Annotated in this window: 20 protein-coding genes and 1 riboswitch; of the genes, 10 read left to right on the forward strand and 10 right to left on the reverse strand. The window is 73.0% G+C overall.

Features of this window, described 5'->3' with window-relative positions; all coding sequences use genetic code 11:
• Positions 1–155 precede the first annotated feature (155 nt).
• A complete protein-coding gene (locus ACFXA3_RS09700) occupies positions 156–959 on the forward strand; it encodes an endonuclease/exonuclease/phosphatase family protein (RefSeq protein WP_385184320.1) in 804 nt (267 codons plus the stop codon).
• Between the two features lie 120 nt (positions 960–1,079).
• Here the strand turns inward: ACFXA3_RS09700 and ACFXA3_RS09705 are convergent, their stop codons facing one another.
• Both ACFXA3_RS09705 and ACFXA3_RS09710 read right to left on the reverse strand, forming a co-directional pair.
• Positions 1,080–1,709 carry a hypothetical protein gene (locus ACFXA3_RS09705; RefSeq protein ID WP_385184323.1) on the reverse strand — a complete coding sequence of 210 codons (630 nt, stop codon included), beginning with the start codon at positions 1,707–1,709 and terminating at the stop codon, positions 1,080–1,082.
• The gene (locus tag ACFXA3_RS09710; protein ID WP_385184326.1) at positions 1,702–2,481 is read right to left on the reverse strand and encodes an alpha/beta hydrolase; all 780 of its coding nucleotides are present in this window, start codon (positions 2,479–2,481) and stop codon (positions 1,702–1,704) included. The genes ACFXA3_RS09705 and ACFXA3_RS09710 overlap by 8 nt, the downstream gene beginning before the upstream one ends.
• 160 nt (positions 2,482–2,641) lie before the next feature.
• On the opposite strand from ACFXA3_RS09710, the gene ACFXA3_RS09715 reads away from it, so the two are divergent.
• From ACFXA3_RS09715 to ACFXA3_RS09735, 5 genes are all read left to right on the forward strand, one after another.
• Positions 2,642–3,370, forward strand: a complete 729-nt coding sequence (locus tag ACFXA3_RS09715) for a lysophospholipid acyltransferase family protein (RefSeq protein ID WP_385184359.1) — start codon at positions 2,642–2,644, stop codon at positions 3,368–3,370.
• Between the two features lie 88 nt (positions 3,371–3,458).
• Positions 3,459–4,670 carry a MacS family sensor histidine kinase gene (macS, locus tag ACFXA3_RS09720; protein WP_385184327.1) on the forward strand — a complete coding sequence of 404 codons (1,212 nt, stop codon included), beginning with the start codon at positions 3,459–3,461 and terminating at the stop codon, positions 4,668–4,670.
• 68 nt (positions 4,671–4,738) lie between these two features.
• Positions 4,739–5,383 carry a response regulator gene (locus ACFXA3_RS09725; RefSeq protein ID WP_385184361.1) on the forward strand — a complete coding sequence of 215 codons (645 nt, stop codon included), beginning with the start codon at positions 4,739–4,741 and terminating at the stop codon, positions 5,381–5,383.
• Between the two features lie 145 nt (positions 5,384–5,528).
• Positions 5,529–6,557 carry a 6-phosphofructokinase gene (locus tag ACFXA3_RS09730; protein ID WP_385184364.1) on the forward strand — a complete coding sequence of 343 codons (1,029 nt, stop codon included), beginning with the start codon at positions 5,529–5,531 and terminating at the stop codon, positions 6,555–6,557.
• A 241-nt stretch (positions 6,558–6,798) separates the two neighbouring features.
• Positions 6,799–7,152, forward strand: coding sequence for a hypothetical protein (locus ACFXA3_RS09735; protein WP_385184330.1), 354 nt, complete (start codon positions 6,799–6,801; stop codon positions 7,150–7,152).
• A 54-nt stretch (positions 7,153–7,206) separates the two neighbouring features.
• Here ACFXA3_RS09735 and ACFXA3_RS09740 read toward each other — a convergent pair whose 3' ends face one another.
• Positions 7,207–9,096, reverse strand: a complete 1,890-nt coding sequence (locus ACFXA3_RS09740; RefSeq protein ID WP_385184333.1) for an anthranilate synthase family protein — start codon at positions 9,094–9,096, stop codon at positions 7,207–7,209.
• A gap of 296 nt (positions 9,097–9,392) precedes the next feature.
• Here ACFXA3_RS09740 and ACFXA3_RS09745 point away from each other — a divergent pair, with 296 nt between their 5' ends.
• Positions 9,393–10,757, forward strand: coding sequence for a class II 3-deoxy-7-phosphoheptulonate synthase (locus ACFXA3_RS09745; protein ID WP_385184335.1), 1,365 nt, complete (start codon positions 9,393–9,395; stop codon positions 10,755–10,757).
• 156 nt (positions 10,758–10,913) lie between these two features.
• Entirely contained in the window at positions 10,914–11,153 is a 240-nt protein-coding gene (locus ACFXA3_RS09750) for a bacterioferritin-associated ferredoxin (RefSeq protein ID WP_054225593.1), read from the forward strand.
• Between the two features lie 32 nt (positions 11,154–11,185).
• Here the strand turns inward: ACFXA3_RS09750 and bfr are convergent, their stop codons facing one another.
• Entirely contained in the window at positions 11,186–11,665 is a 480-nt protein-coding gene (bfr, locus tag ACFXA3_RS09755) for a bacterioferritin (protein ID WP_385184338.1), read from the reverse strand.
• 200 nt (positions 11,666–11,865) lie between these two features.
• On the opposite strand from bfr, the gene ACFXA3_RS09760 reads away from it, so the two are divergent.
• A complete protein-coding gene (locus tag ACFXA3_RS09760; RefSeq protein WP_385184340.1) occupies positions 11,866–12,498 on the forward strand; it encodes a sulfite oxidase-like oxidoreductase in 633 nt (210 codons plus the stop codon).
• Positions 12,499–12,523: 25 nt separating this feature from the next.
• Here ACFXA3_RS09760 and ACFXA3_RS09765 read toward each other — a convergent pair whose 3' ends face one another.
• From ACFXA3_RS09765 to thiO, 6 genes are all read right to left on the reverse strand, one after another.
• Positions 12,524–13,108 carry a DUF4396 domain-containing protein gene (locus ACFXA3_RS09765; RefSeq protein ID WP_385184343.1) on the reverse strand — a complete coding sequence of 195 codons (585 nt, stop codon included), beginning with the start codon at positions 13,106–13,108 and terminating at the stop codon, positions 12,524–12,526.
• 78 nt (positions 13,109–13,186) lie between these two features.
• Positions 13,187–14,044, reverse strand: a complete 858-nt coding sequence (locus tag ACFXA3_RS09770) for a deoxyribonuclease IV (protein ID WP_385184346.1) — start codon at positions 14,042–14,044, stop codon at positions 13,187–13,189.
• Between the two features lie 18 nt (positions 14,045–14,062).
• A complete protein-coding gene (gene pknB / locus ACFXA3_RS09775; RefSeq protein WP_385184348.1) occupies positions 14,063–15,973 on the reverse strand; it encodes a Stk1 family PASTA domain-containing Ser/Thr kinase in 1,911 nt (636 codons plus the stop codon).
• A gap of 314 nt (positions 15,974–16,287) precedes the next feature.
• Complete coding sequence (locus ACFXA3_RS09780; RefSeq protein WP_385184351.1) at positions 16,288–17,082, reverse strand: thiazole synthase; 795 nt, start codon at positions 17,080–17,082, stop codon at positions 16,288–16,290.
• A 5-nt stretch (positions 17,083–17,087) separates the two neighbouring features.
• Positions 17,088–17,288, reverse strand: coding sequence for a sulfur carrier protein ThiS (gene thiS / locus ACFXA3_RS09785; protein ID WP_030156043.1), 201 nt, complete (start codon positions 17,286–17,288; stop codon positions 17,088–17,090).
• On the reverse strand, positions 17,285–18,466 hold the full coding sequence (gene thiO / locus ACFXA3_RS09790; protein WP_385184353.1) for a glycine oxidase ThiO: 1,182 nt from the start codon (positions 18,464–18,466) through the stop codon (positions 17,285–17,287). Before thiO ends, thiS begins: the two co-directional genes overlap by 4 nt.
• Positions 18,464–18,576, reverse strand: a riboswitch (TPP riboswitch). It overlaps the preceding gene by 3 nt.
• 92 nt (positions 18,577–18,668) lie before the next feature.
• On the opposite strand from thiO, the gene ACFXA3_RS09795 reads away from it, so the two are divergent.
• Positions 18,669–19,820: NAD(P)/FAD-dependent oxidoreductase (locus ACFXA3_RS09795; RefSeq protein WP_385184356.1), on the forward strand; the 1,152-nt coding region annotated here is incomplete at its 3' end.

A 19,820-nucleotide genomic window follows, 5' to 3' on the forward strand; every position in this document is an offset into this window, starting at 1 on the left:
ACCTCCCATGGGTTCTGGGGGGATGGTTGTTGTTTATACGACCCCGCCCCCGGGCCCGGCCGGGGGGCCCGCCGCCCCCCCCCGCCGTACCCCCCCCCGGCCCGTTCCACACCCCGCCCCGCCGCGCCCTCTGGGGCACGGCGGGCAGTCTGGCTATGTTGCCCTTCATGCTGCCGAACTCTGCGACGGAACCCGACGGCTCCGCGGTGATCCGCGCCCTCAGCTACAACATCCGCTCGATGCGGGACGACGAGGAGGCGCTGGCCAGGGTGATCCGCGCGTGCGCCCCCGACCTGGTCTTCATCCAGGAGGCCCCGCGGTTCTTCCGCTGGCGCAAGCACGCGGCGCGGCTCGCCGCGAAGGCGGACCTGGTGGTGCTGAGCGGCGGCGCCACCGCCGCCGGCCCGCTCCTGCTCTGCTCGCTGCGGGCCTTCGTGGAACGCACCGAGGACGTCCTGCTCCCGCTGACCCCGGGCCTGCACCGGCGGGGCTTCGCCACGGCGGTGGTCCGCTTCGGGGCCGTGCGCGTCGAGGTGCTGAGCGCACACCTGTCGCTCGACGCGGCCGAGCGCCGGGCCCAGGCGGACCTCCTCGTCGACCGCCTCACGGCGACGGACGCCCCGTACGCCATCGCGGCGGGCGACATCAACGAGACGCCGTCGGGCCCGGCGTTCCGCCGCCTCTCCACGGCCCTCCAGGACTGCCGGACGGTCTCCCCCTGGGGCGGCGAGCACACCTTCGTCCGCTCGGGGCCGCCCCGGCGCATCGACGCGATCTTCGCGACGCCCGGGGTGGAAGTCCTGGGCTGCGGCGTCCCCACGGCCCTGCCGGGCATCACGGGAACGGACCTCGGGGCGGCCACGGACCACCTCCCGGTACTGGCCGCCCTCCGCCTCCCCGCGACCTGCAACCCGACGGCCCAGGCCCCACCGGCCACGTCCGGCCGCACCGCCGTATGACACGGGGCGAAGCCCGGTCCGAGCCGGACCGGACCTCCCGGACCTCCCGGACCTCCCGGACCTCCCGGGGACCCGGTCCGGTCCGGGCCGGTCCGGGGAGACCGTCCGGGGGACCTCCCGTCACACCACCGCGCCGCGCCCCGGGTCGTCGTCATCGTCGTCGTCCTGGGACATCCGGGCCACCAGCGTCGCGAACCCGCCCAGGAAGCCGCCGATGCCCAGCGTCGTGAGCCACCACGTCATGTCCCACTGCAACAGCACGGCCACGAGCAGCAGCACCGGCCCGCCCACCACCGCCAGCCAGGCGAACTTCGCCGTCGTGTCCGCCGGCGGGAGCTCCGGCTCCGGGGGCACGAAATGGCCCTCGTCCTTCTCGTCCGGCTCCGCCGGGGTGTGGTCCCTGGGCCCGGCCCCGGGACCGGTGGCCCCCAGGTCCACGCCCGGGGCGAACACCACCGAGCTGCCCAGCGCGGGCGGCGCCGGCGCAGCCGGCGGCTCGGCGGACGGCTCCTGCGGAGCGTCCGTGGCCTCCGTGGTCTTCGTGGTCTCCGTTGCCTCCGGGGAAGCCGCCGCGGACTCCGGGGCCGGTTCCACGTCCTCCTCCGGCAGCATCAGGTTCTCGATCGGCCGGAACGGCCTGGCCCCCGGCGGATCCGGTGGCTCCTGCCCGTACCCGGCGACGATCGCCGCCCAGGCCGCCTCCTCGTCCAACGGGGGGACACCCCCCGAGGACTCCTCGTGCTCAGCCACCGCTGGCCGCCCCCTCCCTGCCGACGCTCTCCGCGAGCCGTCCGACGAACGCAAGGCTGTCCGCGAAGATCTGCTCCGCGTCATGGTCCAACGTCGCCACGTGGTAGCTCTGTTCCAGCAGCGTCTCGGTGACGTCCGTCGACGAGATCCGCGCGAGGATCCGCGCCGAGTCGGCCGGCGACACGACATGGTCCTGCCTGCTGTGCAGCAGCAGCACCGGCTGCGTGACCTGCGGCAACTCGGTGTCGACCAGCTTCAGGAACTGCCGCAGCGAGGCCGCGGCCCGGGTCGGGACCCGGGTGTAGCCGATCTCGTCGACGCCCGGCTTGGCGATGTCGCTCGCGATGCCCGGAGTGGACCGCAGGAAGTGCTGCGCCACCGGAAGGGCGAAGGCCATCGGGTCCTTGATCTTGTTGACGGGGTTGACCAGGACGATGCCGCTGACGGCGTCCCCGTGCCGGGCGGCCAGCCGCAGGGTCAGCGCCCCGCCCATCGACAGCCCGAAGACGAACACCCGCGTGCACTGCTCCAGCAGCTCCCGCAGCGCCCGGTCCACCTCGGCGTACCAGTCCTGCCAGCCGGTGAGCTGCATGTCCTGCCAGCGCGTACCGTGCCCGGGCAGCAGCGGCACGGAGACCGTCAGACCCTGCGCGGCCAGGTACTCCGCCCACGGGCGCATGGACTGAGCGGTACTGGTGAAGCCGTGGCAGAGGAGGACACCGACCTCTCCGCCCTCGTGGCGGAACGGCTCGGCTCCAGGGAGGACGGGCACCAGGGTCTCCTTCGACGGGTGGGGGGTGCGTAGCGCTGTGTGACTTCACCGTACGCGACCGGGGTGACACCGACCAGGGTCGTCGACCGCTCCGCCCCGAGCCAGGGGTTAAGGTCTGTTCGACAGACACAGGAAGGCTTTCGAGTTGATCTACGGCGCAATGAAGTTCTCCATCGGGGGTTCCCTGAAGCTCGCCTTCAGGCCGTGGGTGGAGGGCCTCGAGAACATCCCCGCCGAGGGGCCGGCGATCCTCGCGAGCAACCACCTGTCCTTCTCCGACTCCTTCTTCCTGCCGGCCGTGCTGGACCGGAAGGTCACCTTCATCGCGAAGGCCGAGTACTTCACCTCCCCGGGCGTCAAGGGCAAGCTGACGGCCGCCTTCTTCAAGGGCGTCGGCCAGCTCCCGGTGGACCGCTCCGGTGCGCGCGGCGCCGGCGAGGCCGCGATCAAGAGCGGTATCGAGGTCATCGAGCGCGGGGAACTGTTCGGCATCTACCCCGAGGGGACGAGGTCGCCCGACGGACGCCTCTACCGCGGCAAGCCCGGCGGCCTGGCCCGCGTGGCCCTGGCCACCGGGGCGCCGGTGATCCCCGTGGCGATGATCGACACGGAGAAGATCCAGCCGCCCGGCAAGGTCGTCCCGAAGCTGATGCGCCCCGGCATCCGGATCGGCAAGCCGCTGGACTTCAGCCGCTACCACGGCATGGACAGCGACCGCTTCATCCTGCGCTCGGTGACCGACGAGGTCATGTACGAGATCATGAAGCTGTCCGGCCAGGAGTACGTCGACATCTACGCGACGGCCGCCAAGCGGCAGATCGCCGACGCGGAGAAGGCCGCCAAGGCGGCCAAGGGCGAAAAGGCCGACGAGGCCGACAAGAGCGAGTAGAGCGAGCAGAGCAGAGCAGAGCAGAGCAGAGCAGTCAGAGCGGGCGGTTCGCAGGACACGGGCAGGTCCGCCCGCGGGGGTGGGGAAGTTGGCGAAGCGCGAACGTGTCGTGAGCATGTCGGTAGAGCAGCCGCTGTGGCGCGCCCTGACCGCGTACCGCCTGCTGACCATGGTCTACGCGGTGCTGCTCTTCCTCTCCGCGTACCGGAAGTTCGACCACCCCGGCGTCGCGGCCGGCTACCTGGCCGGCCTCGCGCTGTGGACCCTCGTCACCTACCGCAAGGTCGCGAACGCGGCCGCCTGCACCAAACGCTTCCTGTGCGCGGACCTGACCGTCGCCATGGCCGGCATCCTGCTCACCCCGTACGCGGACACCCACGAGCGGATCGCCGGCGGCGGCCCCACCCTCCCCAGCATCTGGACGGCGGGCTCCGTCCTCGCCTTCGCCCTCAAGGGCGGCTGGCGCTGGGCCGGGTTCGCCTCGACCCTCGTGGCCGCCGCCAACATCCTTGCCCACGGCGGCGAACCCAACCGCGACACCCTGCACAACGTGCTGCTGGTCTGGGTCGCCTCGATAGCCATCGGGTACGTCGTCGAGGTCGCCCGGGCCAGTGAGGCCACCCTCGCCCGCGCCCTGGAGATCGAGGCCGCCACCCGCGAACGCGAACGGCTCGCCCGCGACATCCACGACGGGGTCCTCCAGGTCCTCGCCATGGTCCAGCGGCGCGGCACCGAGCTGGGCGGCGAGGCCGCCGAGCTCGGCCGGATGGCCGGGGAGCAGGAGGTGGCGCTGCGCACCCTGGTCTCCAGCGGACTGCTGCCCGCCTCCCGGGTCTCCCGGGACGAGTCCCTCGGCGCGCTGGTGACCTCGTACGAGGTGGAGGAGCCCGGCGCCGACGAGGGGGAGCTGGATCTGCGGAGCCTCCTCGCCCCGCACGCCGGATCCCGGGTCAGCTTCGCCGAGCCCGGCACCCCGGTGCTGCTGCCGGTGCCCGCGGCGAAGGAGCTGGCCGCGGCCGTCGGGGCCGCCCTCGACAACGTGCGCAAGCACGCCGGGGACGGGGCCAGGGCCTGGATCCTGGTGGAGGACTGGGGCGACGAGGTGATCGTGACCGTCCGCGACGACGGCCCGGGCATCCCGGCGGGCCGGCTCGACCAGGCCGCCGGCGAGGGCCGGATGGGCGTGGCCCTGTCCATCCGCGGCCGGCTGCGGGACCTCGGCGGCAGCGCCGAGCTGGTGTCCGTCCCCGGACAGGGCACCGAAGTGGAACTGAAAGTACCGAGGGGGAGAACCCAGTGAGCCAGACCGACGGGCCCGGCACGTCCACCGCGTCCACCGCGCCGAACGAGCTCGGCGCGATCAAGGTGATGGTCGTCGACGACCATCCGATGTGGCGCGACGCGGTCGCCCGCGACCTGTCCGCCGCGGGCTTCGACGTGGTCGCCACCGCCGGCGACGGCCCCGAGGCGGTCCGCCGGGCCGTGCCCGCGGCCCCCCACGTCCTGGTCCTGGACCTCAACCTGCCCGGCATGCCCGGCGTGCAGGTCTGCAAGGAACTCGTCGGCGCCAACCCCGCGCTGCGCGTCCTGGTCCTGTCCGCCAGCGGTGAGCACGCCGACGTCCTGGAGGCGGTGAAGTCCGGTGCGACCGGCTACCTGCTGAAGTCCGCGGGCGCCCAGGAGCTGATCGACGCGGTCCGCCGCACCGCGGCCGGCGACCCGGTGTTCACCCCGGGCCTGGCCGGACTGGTGCTCGGCGAATACCGGCGCCTGGCCACCGACCCGGCACCCGCCACCTCCGACCGGCCGAAGGCCCCCCAACTGACCGACCGGGAGACCGAGGTGCTGCGGCTGGTGGCCAAGGGACTCTCGTACAAGCAGATCGCGGAGCGCCTCGTCATCTCGCACCGCACGGTGCAGAACCACGTGCAGAACACCCTGGGCAAGCTCCAACTGCACAACCGGGTCGAGCTGGTCCGCTACGCGATCGAACGAGGCCTCGACGACGCCTAGCGGGTGGTGCCGGTCGTTCCCGTGTCCCCGTACGAGTGAACATGCGTACGCAACACCCCGTGAAGTCACCGGAATTGCCCCCTCCAGGACCCTTGCTGTGACCTGAGTCACCATTAGCGTGACCGTCATGGCGAAGGGAGATTCCATGAAGGTCGGAGTGCTGACGGGTGGCGGGGACTGCCCCGGGCTCAACGCTGTCATCCGGGCCGTCGTCCGCAAGGGCGTCCAGGAGTACGGGTGCGGGTTCATCGGGTTCAAGGACGGCTGGCGCGGCGCCGTCGAGGGGGACACGGTCCCGCTCGGCATCTCCGCCGTCCGCGGCATCCTGCCGCGCGGCGGCACCATCCTCGGCTCCTCCCGGACCAATCCGTTCAAGCAGGAGAACGGGGTCCGGCAGATCAAGGAGAACCTCGCCAAGCACGAGGTCGACGCCCTCGTCGCGATCGGCGGCGAGGACACCCTGGGCGTGGCCGCCAGGCTGTACGGGGAGTACGGGATCCCCTGCGTCGGCGTCCCGAAGACCATCGACAACGACCTGTCGGCCACCGACTACACCTTCGGCTTCGACACGGCGGTGGGCATCGCCACGGAGGCCATCGACCGGCTGCACACCACGGCCGAGTCGCACATGCGGGTGCTCGTCGTCGAGGTGATGGGCCGGCACGCCGGCTGGATCGCCCTGCACTCGGGGCTGGCCGGCGGCGCCAACGTCATCCTCATCCCGGAGCAGCGCTTCGACCTGGACCAGGTGTGCGCGTGGGTGACCTCCCGGTTCAAGGCGAGCTACGCGCCGATCGTGGTGATCGCGGAGGGCGCCATGCCCAAGGACGGGGAGATGGTGCTGAAGGACGCCACCACCGACTCGTTCGGGCACGTCCGGCTGTCGGGCGTGGGGGAGTGGCTGGCCAAGGAGATCGAGGCGCGGACCGGCAAGGAGGCCCGGACCACGGTGCTCGGGCACATCCAGCGCGGCGGTACGCCGAGCGCCTTCGACCGGTGGCTGGCGACGCGGTTCGGCCTGCACGCGATCGACGCCGTCCGCGACGGTGACTTCGGGAAGATGGTCGCGCTGAAGGGGACGGACATCGTGCGGGTGCCGATCGCCGACGCGACGGCGAAGCTCAAGACCGTCGACCCGGCGCTGTACCAGGAGGTCGGGGTGTTCTTCGGCTGACCCGGAGCGGGTGAGCGGACCATGGGCCGTACCGGCCGCAGGGTGACGGACGGCCCGTGGACCGCATCTTCGTGCAGCACGGGAGAGAACGTGGAAATCCTGGCGTTCGGGGTGATCGCCCAGCGGTCCACCGGCTTCGACGAGCTCCGAGAACACCCATTGCCCCGTGTGACGCGAGTTCGTCCGGAGTTCGGCTCCGCTTCATCCGTGCCGCGCGGGTCCGGCGGCTAGATTCAGCCGCGTGAACATACCCGTGGCGGCCCGCTGGGCGCTGCTCGCCCTCGCCCTCCTGCAGTTCCTCCTCGCCGTCCGCGCGCTGCGCCGGGCGCTGCGGGCCCGTCCGGGCCGGCGGACCGGGCCGTGGCTGGACACGGCCGACCACGGCCTCGGCGTGCTGCTGGCCGTGTCCCTCGCTACGCCCGGCGCGTACGACGGCTTCGCCCTCGGCGCCCTGCTGCTGCTCGCGCCGGTCATCGTCTGGAAGGGCGTCCGGGACGTCCGGGCCCGCCGCGAGACCAAGGCCGCCACCGGGGCCACCGGGGCCGCCGACCCCGCCCGGGCCGCTTGCGGCCCGGCGGCGGGCCGTACCGACTAGGGCCCGCCGCGGGCCGGGCCGCCTGCGGCGACGGCGGCGCCGTCGGCCCGCCGGTCAGGCCGGGGCCGCGGTGCGGATGCGCGTCAGGAGGTCGTGGAGCAGGTCCGCGCCGCGGAGGGTGAGGACCGACTCCGGGTGGAACTGGACCCCCGCGAAACCGCCGGAGGCCGAGCGCAGGGCGTGGACCTCGGCCGTCACCGGGTCCCGGGAGACCTCCACGCCCGCCCGGGCCAGCCGGCCGGCGAGCTCGTCGGGGCAGTGCGCCGTGTACGTGTTGTAGAAGCCCACCACCTCCTCCTCGCCGAAGAGGCCGATCCGCGTCTGCGCTCCCTGTGCGGGCTCCGCCTTGCGGATCAGCGGCAGGCCCAGCTCGGCCGCCAGCAGCTCGTGCCCGAGGCAGACGCCCAGGATCCCGGACCGGTGCCCGGCCAGGAGTTCCGCCGTCAGCCCGCGCAGCATCCGCATCTTCGGGTCGGCGGCGTCCGCCGGGTTGCCCGGTCCCGGGCCCAGGACGACCGGGCCGGCCCACGACAGGGCCGCCTCCCGCAGCCCGGGGTCGTCGTAGCGGCGTACGGTCACCTCCAGCCCCGACACCCTCAGCACGTGGGCCAGCATGGCCGTGAACGTGTCCTCGCCGTCCACCACCAGGGCGTGCCCGGCCGGCGCGGCCGGCCGCTCCTGCATCCGGAGCCAGAACGGGGCCAGGTCCTGGCGGCGCGCCGCGAGGGCCGCCCGGACCCGGGGGTCGTCGGCCAGGCCCGGCGCGGCGGAGTCCGGCCGCGGGGCCGCGGGGCGGACCCCGAGCGCCGCCAGCACCCCGGCCGCCTTGGCGTGGGTCTCCGCGACCTCGCCCGCCGGGTCGGAGTGGCGGACCAGCGTGGCGCCCACCGGCACCCGCAGCGCGCCGTCCGACGCGATGTCCGCGGTCCGGATCAGGATCGGGGAGTCCAGGGTCTGCACCCCGGACTCGTCGAGGCCCAGCAGCGCCAGCGCCCCCGCGTAGTAGCCGCGCCCGCCGGCCTCGTACCGCTCGATCACCCGGCAGGCGTTCTGCACGGGGGAGCCGGTCACCGTCGCCGCGAACATCGTCTCGCGCAGCACGTCCCGCACGTCCAGGGAGGACCGCCCGCGCAGCTCGTACTCGGTGTGCGCGAGGTGCGCCATCTCCTTCAGCCGCGGCCCGACGACGACCCCGCCCCGGTCGCCGACGGTGCACATCATCTTCAGTTCCTCGTCGACCACCATCGACAGCTCCTCGGTCTCCTTGCGGTCGCCGAGGAAGGCGAGGAGGGACTCGGCCGTCGGGCCCCCGGCGGGATGGCGGTACGTCCCGCTGATCGGGTTCATCACGACCGTGCCGCCGGACATCCGCACGTGGACCTCGGGGCTGGCGCCGACCAGCGTGCGCTCCCCGGTGTGGACGACGTACGTCCAGTACGCGCCGCGCTCGCCCAGCAGCAGCCGCCGGAACAGTGCGAGGGCGTCGGCCCGCCCGAAGCCGTCGATGCGTCCCTCGTACGTGCGCCGGATGACGAAGTTCGCGCCCTCGCCGCGGCCGATCTCGTCCCGGACGACCCGCTCGACGGTGGCCGCGTACTCCTCGTCGGGCACGTCGAAGGCGCCGCCCCCGACCCGCACCGCATGGTCCGGCAGCACGGCCAGCGCCTCCGCGAGGGGGACCTCGTACGCCTCCTCGGCGGCGAGGACGGTCAGCGGCGTGCCGTCGTCGCGTACGTCGAACCCGCGCTCGCGGATCTGCCGGAACGGGACGAGGGCGAGGGTGGGCAGCTCCTGTACGGGCAGCTCGGCGAGGAGCCCGGCCTCGTGGACCGGGCCGGTCAGCACCTCGACGGTGTCGTGGTCGCGGCCGGGGGTCCTGCGGCGCAGCAGGGCGAACGGCGGGCAGGAGTCGTCGAGCAGGTCGAGCAGGCGGCTGGGTTCCATGGGGCGGGCGTCCTTCTCCGTCGGCGGGGTGCGGGGTGAAGAGGGACGGCCGGGCCCGGAAAACACCGAAGGCCGCCCCTCGGGCGGCCTTCGCGTCGTGCGTGTCAGTGGGTACGCGCGAGAAGTGGGCCGCCGGAAGCGGGCCACCACCAGTTCTGGTTCGAGTGCGCGTACATGCCGCCGACCATAGCCCACCCGGCGCCGCACCCGCAGCCCCCACGCGCCCCGCGCGCCCCGCAGAGACACCCGTCTCACGGAGTGGGCACCGGGCTGGACGTGGCGCAAGACGCCGTAATGTGTACGAGGTGACCGTGAACGCTGAAACCCAAGCCCCCGCCGCCAAGGCGACCTGGCGAGACCTTCCCGCGGCGCAGCAGCCTTCGTACCCCGATGCCGAGGCACTGCGCGCTGTCGTCGCGGACCTCGAGTCGTATCCTCCGCTCGTTTTCGCGGGCGAGTGCGACCAGCTGCGCGCCCGTCTGGGAGCCGTCGCCAAGGGCGAGGCGTTCCTGCTGCAGGGCGGCGACTGCGCCGAGGCCTTCGACGCCGTGTCCGCCGACCACATCCGCGCCAAGCTGAAGACGCTGCTCCAGATGAGCGCCGTCCTGACGTACGCGGCCTCCGTGCCCGTCGTCAAGGTCGGCCGCATCGCGGGCCAGTACTCCAAGCCGCGCTCCAAGGACACCGAGACCCGCGACGGCGTCACCCTGCCGACCTACCGCGGCGACTCCGTCAACGGCTTCGCCTTCACCGAAGAGGCCCGCGTCCCGGACCCCGAGCGGCTCAAGCGCATGTACCACGCGTCCGCGTCGACGCTGAACCTGGTGCGCGCCTTCACCACCGGTGGCTACGCCGACCTGCGCCAGGTGCACGCCTGGAACCAGGACTTCGTGAAGTCCTCCCCGTCCGGGCAGCGCTACGAGCAGCTCGCGCGGGAGATCGACAACGCGCTGAACTTCATGAAGGCCTGCGGCACCGACCCGGCCGAGTTCAAGGCGGTGGAGTTCTACTCCTCCCACGAGGCGCTGCTGCTGGCCTACGAGGGCGCCCTCACCCGTACGGACTCCCGCACCGGGAAGCTGTACGACACCTCCGGCCACATGGTGTGGATCGGTGAGCGCACCCGCCAGCTGGACCACGCGCACATCGAGTTCTGCTCGCAGATCGCCAACCCGATCGGGATCAAGCTCGGCCCGACCACCACGGTGGACGAGGCGCTGACGTACATCGACCGCCTGGACCCCGAGCGCGAGCCGGGCCGGCTGACCTTCGTCGTCCGCATGGGCGCCGACAAGGTCCGCGACAAGCTCCCCGAGCTGGTCGAGAAGGTCACGGCCTCGGGCGCGACGGTCGCCTGGGTCACCGACCCGATGCACGGCAACACCTTCGAGGCGGCCTCCGGCCACAAGACGCGCCGTTTCGACGACGTGCTCGACGAGGTCAAGGGCTTCTTCGAGGTCCACAAGGCGCTGGGCACCCACCCGGGCGGCATCCACGTCGAGCTCACCGGTGACGACGTCACCGAGTGCGTGGGCGGCGGCGACGAGATCTTCGTCGACGACCTGCACCAGCGCTACGAGACGGCTTGCGACCCGCGGCTCAACCGCAGCCAGTCCCTGGACCTGGCCTTCCTCGTCGCGGAGATGTACCGCGATCAGTAAGTGGCTTCGTACGACGACGGGGCACGGATCGATGTGATCCGTGCCCCATCGTCGTTCCCGGGTCTTTTGGGCAAGCCTCACTTTGGGTACGGTTAGGTAAGCCTCACCGAATCGGGGATGGCTGCAGAAACCATTCCTTCCAGGGAGGTGAACCGCGTGTACGTCTGCTCTTGCTTCGGGATCACCGACAAGCAGGTCAAGGAGCACGCGGCCGCCGGCGCCTGCACCCCCCGCCAGATCGCCTCGGTCACCAAGGCCGGCACCGACTGCGGATCCTGCGTGCGCACCATCCAGGGCATCCTGGGCCGCGGGGCGTGCCCGCGCCGTGAGCTCCTGGAGAAGGGCAACGCGGCCGCCGTGCTCGCCGCCGACCCGGAGCTCGCGGAAGCCGCGTAGGGCTCGCGCGCGGGGCTCGGCTCTCGCGGGGCTCAGCTCTCCGGCTGTTCCAGCAGCTGCGCGATGTAGAGCGGCTCGCCGATGCTCTCGATCAGCTCCAGCTGGGTGTCGAGGTAGTCGATGTGGTGCTCCTCGTCCCCCAGGATGTCCTCGAAGATCCGCGCCGAGGTCACGTCGCCCTTGCCGCGCATCACCTCGATCCCGCGCTTGAGGCGGTCGATGGCCTCGACCTCGACCTGCCGGTCGGCCTGGAACATCTCCGTCAGGGTCTGGCCCACCCGGACGTGGAAGAGCCGCTGGTAGTTCGGCAGCCCGTCCAGCATGAGGATGCGCTCGGTGAGCTTGTCCGCGTGCTTCATCTCGTCGATGGACTCGGAACGGGTGTAGTTCGCGAGCTTGGTCCAACCCTTGTTGTCCTGGATCCGGTAATGGAGCCAGTACTGGTTGATCGCCGTGAGCTCGCCGGTCAACTGCTCGTTCAGAAACTCGAGGACCTCGGGGTCGCCCTGCATCGCAGAGGCTCCTTCCAGGCAATGTCAGCTGTGTGACGGGGCTGGGATATCGCCCCAGCCGTGGCTGGGGGAGTGCGCGCATCCTTGCACCGCCGCAGGGGGTCGTCCAGTAAGTGCCTCCTTAGTGTGAGTTGGCGTGACTTGCCCGTATAGGGCGTACCCGGTCGTGACCACCCTGCCGCGTCTGTCACCATGGAGTCATGGGTCAGCCGGAAAGCCTGGAGTCTCCGGGAGCAGAGCAGCCGGAGCTTCCACCGGGGCAGCGGTTGCAGCGCGGCTGGCCGGTCACCCACTACGGCCCGGTCCCCAGGTTCAAGCCGGACCGCTGGGAGTTCCGCGTCTTCGGGGCCACCGCCGACGGTGAGAAGCACTGCTGGAACCACGAGGAGTTCACGGCCCTGCCGTTCGAATCGGTCGTGGCGGACCTGCACTGCGTGACGAAGTTCAGCATGCCGGGCGCCGAATGGGGCGGGGTCCTCGCGCGCGACATCCTCGCCCTGGCACCGCCGTCCTCGCAGGTCACGCATGTGATGGTGTGGGCCGAGTACGGCTTCAGCTCCAACCTGCGGCTGGCCGACTTCGCCTCGGAGCGGACCGTCTTCGCCACCCACGAGGGCGGTGAACTCCTCACCGCGGAGCACGGTTTCCCGGTGCGGCTCGTGGTTCCGCACCTGTACGCCTGGAAGGGCCCCAAGTGGGTCCGCGGCATCGAGTACATGACCGCCGACCGCCGCGGCTTCTGGGAGGAGCGCGGCTACCACAACATCGGCGACCCCTGGCGGGAGCAGCGCTACTCGTACCAGGAGGAGCCGGGGGACGGCCCCGAGCTGTAGCCGGGACCCTCCGGGAGGCCGCCCGTCAGTGGTGGTAACGGTGCACGACCGCGTGCCCCTTGCCGCGGCCGATCATCCACTTGTTGACCGGGGTCGTGACGACGAAGGCGAGCGCGAGCGAGATCGCCAGGGCGATCCAGAACAGCGCCTCCGAAAGGTGCGCGTCCATCGCTCCCGGCCATACGGCGATCACGCCGTTGTCGATCAGCTCCATGACGGAGATCGAAAGAGTGTCCGCCGCCAACGCCACCCGGACGGCCGAACGCAGGTCCACGCCCGCAGCGAGGATCCCGCGCAGGGTGAGCGCGTAGCCGAAGAAGAACGCGAGGACGATCGCCAGGGCCATCGTCGCGACGTTCCCCCAGCCGAAGGCCGTGCCGACGACCATGCCGAGCACCTCGCCGACGGCGCATCCGGTGAGGCAGTGGAGGGTGGCCTTCGAGGCCATGGCCCAGCTCGCCGCGCCGGCGTCGTGGCCGTGTCTGCCGCCGTGGTGTCGGTGGTGCGCGTGCTCTGCGTGCACGTGCCCTGCGTCCGCGTGCTCTTCGTGTGCGTGCTGTGCGGGCTGTGCGGCTGCGTGCTGCGCGTGTGCGTGGTGTTCGTGGTTCATGACAACCTCCTGGGAACGCCTGGCAACGGTCCTGCACCGAGCAGAACCGTATACCCCCCAGGGGTATTCCTCAATGGATCAGTGGAACCCGCGCAGCTCCTTCAGCAGCGCCACGTCCGCCGCATGGCCTTCCTTGCCGCCCGGCGTCTCGATGATCAGCGGGACGCCCTCCATCGCGGGGTGCGTGAACAGCTCGGCGAAGGCGTCCCGGCCGATGTGCCCCTGCCCGATGTTGGCGTGGCGGTCCTTGTGGGCGCCCACGCCCTCCTTCGAGTCGTTGGCGTGGATCAGCTTCAGCCGCCCCTCGCCCACCGTGTCCACCAGCAGGTCCAGCGTCTGCTTGGCCCCGCCCGGCTCCGCGAGATCGTGCCCCGCCGCGAAGACGTGGCAGGTGTCCAGGCAGATCCCGAGCTTCGGATGGTGGTCGAGCGACTCGAAGTACGGCCCGAACTCCCACGTCCGCGAGCACAGCGAAGAGCCCTGCCCGGCCGTGGACTCCAGCAGCAGGAACGGGTCGTCGTCGTGCACCAGCTCGTCCAGCAGCGGCAGCATGTGCTCCCTGACCTGCGCGTACGCCGCCTCGCGCGGGCGCCCTCCGGTGGCCGAGCCGGTGTGCACCACCACCCCCAGGGCTCCGATCTCCCGGGCACGGCGCAGCGAGTGCCGCAGCGATTCCACGGACTTCTCGACCGTCGCCTCGGTGTGCGAGCCGAAGTTGATCAGGTACGGGGCGTGCACGTACGCCGGGATCGACGCCGCCTCGCACCCCGCCCGGAACAGCTCGTCCTGGGCGGGGTTGCCCACCGGCGTCGCCCAGCCGCGCGGATTGGCCACGAAGACCTGCACGGCCTCCGCGCCCATCTCCCGCGCGTACGTCAGCCCCACCGAAGCGAGCCCGCCGGCGACGGGGACGTGCCCGCCCACGGGATTGCGCATGCCCTGGTCCATCCGCCGCTACAGCCCCTTGGTCCGCAGGACGATCGTGCTGCCCTCGGGGGCGCTCTGGCCGCCCGGCACCGACTGGGCGTCCACCGTGGTGCTGAAGGAGATCAGCGGGCGCTCCACCTTCACCTTGAAACCGGCCGCCTCCAGCGTCCGGCGGGCGACCTCCGCCTCCTGGCCGGTCACGTTCGGCACCGGGACCTGCCGCGGGCCCTTGGACACGGTGAGCGTCACCGTGTCACCCGTCGAGGCCTGGGCGCCCGCGCCGACCGACTGGTTGGCGACCGTACCGGCCGGGAACGGCGAATTGACCTGGTCGGCGGCCGTCTCGACCTTGAGGCCGGCGTCCTGGAGGGTGGCCCGCGCCTGGTCGAGGGGCCGCCCCGCCACGTTGGGCACCGGCACCGGCCGGCCCTTGCTGACCAGGATCGCGACCGCCGTGTCGGGCGAACGCTTCTGCCCGCCCGGCGGATCGGTGCTGATCACCGATCCCTGCGGGACGTCCTGGCTGAAGGCCTGGGTGACCAGGCCGGGCGCCAGGTTGCTCTTGGCCAGCTCGGCCTTCGCGTCGTCCAGCGTCCTGCCCTTGAGGTCCGGTACGACGGCCACCTCGGGGCCGCGCGAGATCGTGAGCACCACCGCGCCGTTGCCGCGGATGCGCTTGCCGCTCTCGGGGTCGGAGTTCATCACCGTCCCGCGGTCGAAGGCGTCGCTGAACTTCCGGTCGATCCGCTTCACGCCGAGCCCCGCCGCGGACAGCTCCGACCTGGCCTGGGCCTCGCTCTTGCCCAGCAGGTTGGGGACCTTGGTGAACTGGCCGGCGTTGATGTACCAGACCCCCGTGCCCAGGCCGAGGGCGAGCAGTATCCCGGCGATGACCAGCAGCATGCCGCGCCGCGGTCGGCGCCGGGCCGGCGGCGCCTCGGCCGGCCGGGCCTCGGGGCCCTCGGGGAGCTCCAGCCGCGACGTCAGGTTCACGGGCTGCGCCGGGGCGGGCCGCGGGATCACGCTCGTGCGGTCCTCGGCGGCGCTGCGCGCCTCGGCCCGGGCCTGCGGCGGTACGGCGTCCAGCTCGGCGTCGCCGAGCCGCGCGCGCACGTCGAGGGTCAGCCCGAGCAGGGCGGCCGCGTCGGCGGGGCGCAGCTGCGGATCGCGGGCGGCGGCGTACGCGACGAGCTCGTCCAGGCCGGCGGGCAGCCCCGGGACGGCGGCCGAGGGGGGCGGCACGTCCTCGTGCAGGTGCTGGTAGAGCACCTGGGCGGGGGTGCCGCCGGCGTGCGGCTTGGAGCCGGTGAGCATCTCGTACAGCACGACGCCGCAGGCGTAGACGTCCACGCGGGTGTCGCCGCCACCGGTCTCGATCTGCTCGGGGGCCAGGTAGGAGACCGTGCCGAGGACGGAGCCGGTGGTGCTGGTGACCGAGTCCACGGACCGGACCAGCCCGAAGTCCGCCACCTTGACCCGGCCGTCGTCGCCGATCAGGACGTTCTCGGGCTTCATGTCGCGGTGGACGAACCCGGCGCGGTGCGCGGCGCCGAGCGCGGCCAGGACGGGTTCGAGGATGTCGAGCGCCGCGCGGGGCTGGAGCGCGCCGCGCTCGCGCAGGACGTCGCGCAGCGTGCAGCCGGACACGTACTCCATGGCGAGGTAGGTGTACGGCCCGTCGGTGCCCTGGTCGAAGACGGCGACGACGTTGGGGTGCGCGAGACGGGCGACGGACTTGGCCTCGCGGATGAACCGGTCGACGAAACCGGCGTCGGCGGCGAGCGCCGGGTGCATCACCTTCAGCGCGAGCACACGGTCGAGGCGGGTGTCGACGGCCCGGTAGACCGTGGCCATGCCGCCGGCCGCGATGCGCGCGTCGATGCGGTAGCGGCCGTCGAGTGTCTGCCCGACGAGGGGGTCATCCAGGGTCGTATCCACGCGGCGATTCTACGAGCGGGCCCCGGCCTCCCGGCCAGGGCGGTCGTTCTTGCAGCGCAGCTGTGACGTCCGCGGGCCCCGCCACCGCGGGCGCCCCGCCTCCGGGCCCCCGCGCCCCGGACGCCGGACGGGCCGGACTTTCCGGGCCGCCGGGCGCCCTGGGACCGGCCCGGGGACCGGGTCGGGAGTCGGCCCGGGGGTCGGGTCGGGAGTCGGCACCGGGACCGGCCCGGGGACCGGTTCGGGAGTCAGCCCGGGGGTCGGGTCGGGAGTCGGCCCGGGAGGCGGCCCGGGGGCCGGTCCCGGGGACCGGGTCAGAACGCCGGGCGTTCCGGGTCGAGGGCGGCCCGGCCCTCTGTCGGGGACGAGGCCCGCGCGAAGCGGCGCTGCGGGATGCGGCCCGCGCGGAACGCCAGCCGCCCCGCCGACACGGCGTCCCGCATCGCCGTCGCCATCAGCACCGGCGCCTGCGCCCGGGTCACCGCCGAGGCCAGCATCACCGCCGCGCAGCCGAGCTCCATGGCCAGGGCCGCGTCCGAGGCCGTTCCGGCTCCGGCGTCCAGGATCACCGGGACCCCGGCCCGCTCGCAGATCAGCTCGAAGTTGTGCGGGTTGCGGATGCCCAGGCCCGAGCCGATCGGCGACCCCAGCGGCATGATCGCCGCGCAGCCCGCGTCCTCCAGCCTGCGCGCCAGCACCGGGTCGTCGTTCGTGTAGGGCAGCACGGTGAAGCCCTCGTCGACCAGGGTCTCCGCCGCGTCCAGCAGCTCCACCCCGTCCGGCAGCAGGGTCCGCTCGTCGGCGACGACCTCCAGCTTGATCCAGTCCGTGCCCAGGGCCTCCCGCGCGAGCCGCGCCGTCAGCACCGCCTCGCCCGCCGTGAAGCAGCCCGCGGTGTTCGGCAGGACCGCGATGCCGAGCCGGCCCAGCACCGACAGGACGGATCCCTGGACGGTCGGGTCCAGCCTGCGCATCGCCACCGTGGTGAGCTCGGTGCCGGACGCGATCAGCGCCCGTTCCAGGACGTCCAGGCTCGGCGCCCCGCCGGTCCCCATGAGCAGGCGGGATGAGAAGGTCCGTCCGCCCAGTTCGAAAGCGTCGTCCGCCATCGTGCTCAGCCTCCCTGCACCGCGGTGAGGACCTCGACCCGGTCGCCCTCGCCCACCGGCGTGAGGGGCCACTGGCCGCGGGGGACGACGGTCTCGTTCAGTGCGGCCGCGACGCCGGACGGCGCCGCGGTCAGGGTGGCGACCACCGCGTCGAGGGTGGTGCCGGCCGCGATCTCGCGCGGCTCGCCGTTGACGGAGATGGTCATGCGTACGACTCCTGACGTGCGGCGCTGAAGCGGCGCGGGGTGAACGGGCGGGCGATCTCCGGCAGCGTGCCGGTGGTCAGCAGCTGCGCCATCACGTCGCCGGTGAGCGGGGTCAGCAGCACCCCGTTGCGGTAGTGGCCGGTGGCCAGGTGCAGGCCGGGCAGGTCGGTCGGGCCGAGCAGCGGGGCGTTGTCCGGGGAGCCGGGCCGCAGCCCGGCCCGGGTCTCGGTCAGCGGCAGTTCGGTGATGCCGGGCACCAATTCGTGCGCGTCGCGCAGGAGTTCGTACACCCCGCCGGCGGTGACCGTGGTGTCCCAGCCGAGTTCCTCGCTGGTGGCCCCGACGACGAGCTCGCCGTTCTCGCGCGGCACCAGGTACACGTGGCTGCCCCGGACCACCGCCCGCACCGTCCGGGACAGGAACGGCGCGTACGCCGCCGGCACCGCGAGCCGCAGCACCTGGCCCTTCACGGGCCGTACGGGAGGCAGCACCTGCGGCGGTACGCCGGCCAGCCGGCCGCTGAGCGAGCCCGCGGCCAGGACCACCTGGTCCGCGCGCAGCTCCGTACCGTCGTCGAGCAGTGCGCCGACGGCCCGGTCGGCTGCGGTCAGCAGCCGCTCGGCGCCCGCCCGGCGGATCTCCACCCCGGCGCCCTCGCAGGCGGCCAGCAGCGCCGCCGCCAGCCGGCGCGGATCGACCTGGTGGTCGCCGTCCACGCGCAGCCCGCCGCGGACGCCCGGGGCCAGCATCGGCTCCAGGCGGCGGCACTCGCGGCCGGTGAGCCACTCGGACTCCAGACCGCAGCGGCGCTGGAGGGCGTGCAGTTCCCGCAGGTGGAGCCGGTCGTCGGCGTCGAGGGCGACGGCGAGCGTGCCGCAGGCGCGGTAGCCGAGGTCCATCCCGCCGCTGGCCTCGGTCAGCTCGGCGGCGAACTCCGGGTAGCGGGCGGCGGAGGCGAGGTTGAGGCCCAGCAGGGTCTCCTCGCCGTAGTGCAGTTCGGTGACGGCGGCGAGCATGCCGGCCGCGACCTGCGCGGCGCCGCCGCCGGGTGCCGGGTCGGCGAGCACGGTCCGCAGCCCGTGCCGGGCCGCCCGCCAGGCGGTGACCAGGCCGATGATCCCGCCCCCGATGACGAGGACGTCGGATCCCCGGCCGGATCCCTTCCGAGATGAGTGCATGGGCGTCCAGCCCCTCCCTTCGCCGGCATGACCCGGATCAGGTTCGTACGGTCGGAGGCCGCTCAGCCTCCCTCTCAGCCCGGTGCGCCCGGACTCCCGCGATAGGTACGACGGCCAGCCTAACCCCGCCGCGGGGGCCGGGTAAGGCTGCCTCCCCGGGCCACCGCCCCTGACTGCCTGTCAGATCGCTAGGCTGGGCGGTGTGAGCGAGCAGACGGAACAGACTCAGAGCGGCGTCGTCATCGTCGGCGCCGGAATGGCCGGGGTGCAGACCGCGGTCGCCCTCCGGGAGCAGGGCTTCAGGGGCCCCGTGACCCTGCTGGGCGCCGAGCCCCACCAGCCGTACGACCGGCCCCCGCTGTCCAAGGCGGTGCTGCTCGGCAAGGCCGAGGACTCCGCCTTCGACGTGGACTTCGAGGGGCTCGGCGTCGAGCTCCGGCTCGGTGTGGAGGTCACCGGGCTGCGGGCCGCCGACCGCGAGCTGGACACCGAGGCGGGACCGGTCCCGTACGACGTGCTCGTGCTGGCGACCGGCGCCGAACCGCTGACCCTGCCCGGGTCCGAGGGCGTCCAGGGCGTGCACCTGCTGCGCACCCTGGACGACGCGGCCCGGCTTCGCCCGGTGCTGGCCGCGGCGCCGGCGACGGTGGTCGTCGGGGCCGGCTGGATCGGCGCCGAGTTCGCCACCGCGGCCCGTGAGGCCGGCTGCGCGGTGACCGTGGTCGAGGCGGCGGACCGGGTCCTGGCCGGGGCGCTCCCGGCGGAGGTCGCGGCCCCCATGACCCGCTGGTACGAGGAGGCGGGAGCCGCCCTGCTGACCGGCGCCAAGGTGGCCTCGGTGGACTCCGGACGGGTCCTGCTCGCCGACGGGCGCGAGCTGCCGGCCGGTGCGGTGGTCGTGGGCATCGGGGCCCGGCCCGCGACGCGGTGGCTGGCGGGCTCGGGGATCGAGCTCGGGCCGGAGGGCGCGGTCACGGCGGACGCGTACCTGCGGACCTCCCTGCCCGGCGTGTACGCGGTCGGCGACTGCGCGTCCTTCCCGTCGGCGCGCTACGGGACGCGGCTGCTGGTCCACCACTGGGACAACGCCCTCCAGGGGCCCCGGGTGGTCGCGGCGAACATCCTGATGGGGGCGCCGGCCCAGGTCTACGACCCGGTGCCGTACTTCTGGTCGGAGCAGTTCGGGCGCTTCGTCCAGTACGCGGGGCACCACGCCGGGGCGGACGAGCTGATGTGGCGCGGCGACCCCGCCGAGGCGGCGTGGTCGGTGTGCTGGCTGCGGGCCGGGGCGCTGGTCGCGCTCCTGGCGGTGGGCCGGCCGCGGGACCTGGCGCAGGGGCGGAAGCTGATCGAG

Source organism: Streptomyces sp. NPDC059456, from assembly GCF_042750055.1.
Lineage (GTDB): Bacteria > Actinomycetota > Actinomycetes > Streptomycetales > Streptomycetaceae > Streptomyces.

What these genes read in the sequence shown, in the direction of transcription:
- ACFXA3_RS09700 (WP_385184320.1), top strand. Translation starts at nt 156, where the DNA reads ATGTTGCCCTTCATGCTGCCGAACTCTGCGACGGAACCCGACGGCTCC.
- ACFXA3_RS09715 (WP_385184359.1), top strand. Translation starts at nt 2,642, where the DNA reads ATGAAGTTCTCCATCGGGGGTTCCCTGAAGCTCGCCTTCAGGCCGTGG.
- ACFXA3_RS09725 (WP_385184361.1), top strand. Translation starts at nt 4,739, where the DNA reads ATGGTCGTCGACGACCATCCGATGTGGCGCGACGCGGTCGCCCGCGAC.
- ACFXA3_RS09730 (WP_385184364.1), top strand. Translation starts at nt 5,529, where the DNA reads ATGAAGGTCGGAGTGCTGACGGGTGGCGGGGACTGCCCCGGGCTCAAC.
- ACFXA3_RS09740 (WP_385184333.1), bottom strand. Translation starts at nt 9,096, where the DNA reads ATGGAACCCAGCCGCCTGCTCGACCTGCTCGACGACTCCTGCCCGCCG.
- bfr (WP_385184338.1), bottom strand. Translation starts at nt 11,665, where the DNA reads ATGCAGGGCGACCCCGAGGTCCTCGAGTTTCTGAACGAGCAGTTGACC.
- ACFXA3_RS09760 (WP_385184340.1), top strand. Translation starts at nt 11,866, where the DNA reads ATGGGTCAGCCGGAAAGCCTGGAGTCTCCGGGAGCAGAGCAGCCGGAG.
- ACFXA3_RS09765 (WP_385184343.1), bottom strand. Translation starts at nt 13,108, where the DNA reads ATGAACCACGAACACCACGCACACGCGCAGCACGCAGCCGCACAGCCC.
- ACFXA3_RS09770 (WP_385184346.1), bottom strand. Translation starts at nt 14,044, where the DNA reads ATGCGCAATCCCGTGGGCGGGCACGTCCCCGTCGCCGGCGGGCTCGCT.
- ACFXA3_RS09780 (WP_385184351.1), bottom strand. Translation starts at nt 17,082, where the DNA reads ATGGCGGACGACGCTTTCGAACTGGGCGGACGGACCTTCTCATCCCGC.
- thiS (WP_030156043.1), bottom strand. Translation starts at nt 17,288, where the DNA reads ATGACCATCTCCGTCAACGGCGAGCCGCGCGAGATCGCGGCCGGCACC.
- thiO (WP_385184353.1), bottom strand. Translation starts at nt 18,466, where the DNA reads ATGCACTCATCTCGGAAGGGATCCGGCCGGGGATCCGACGTCCTCGTC.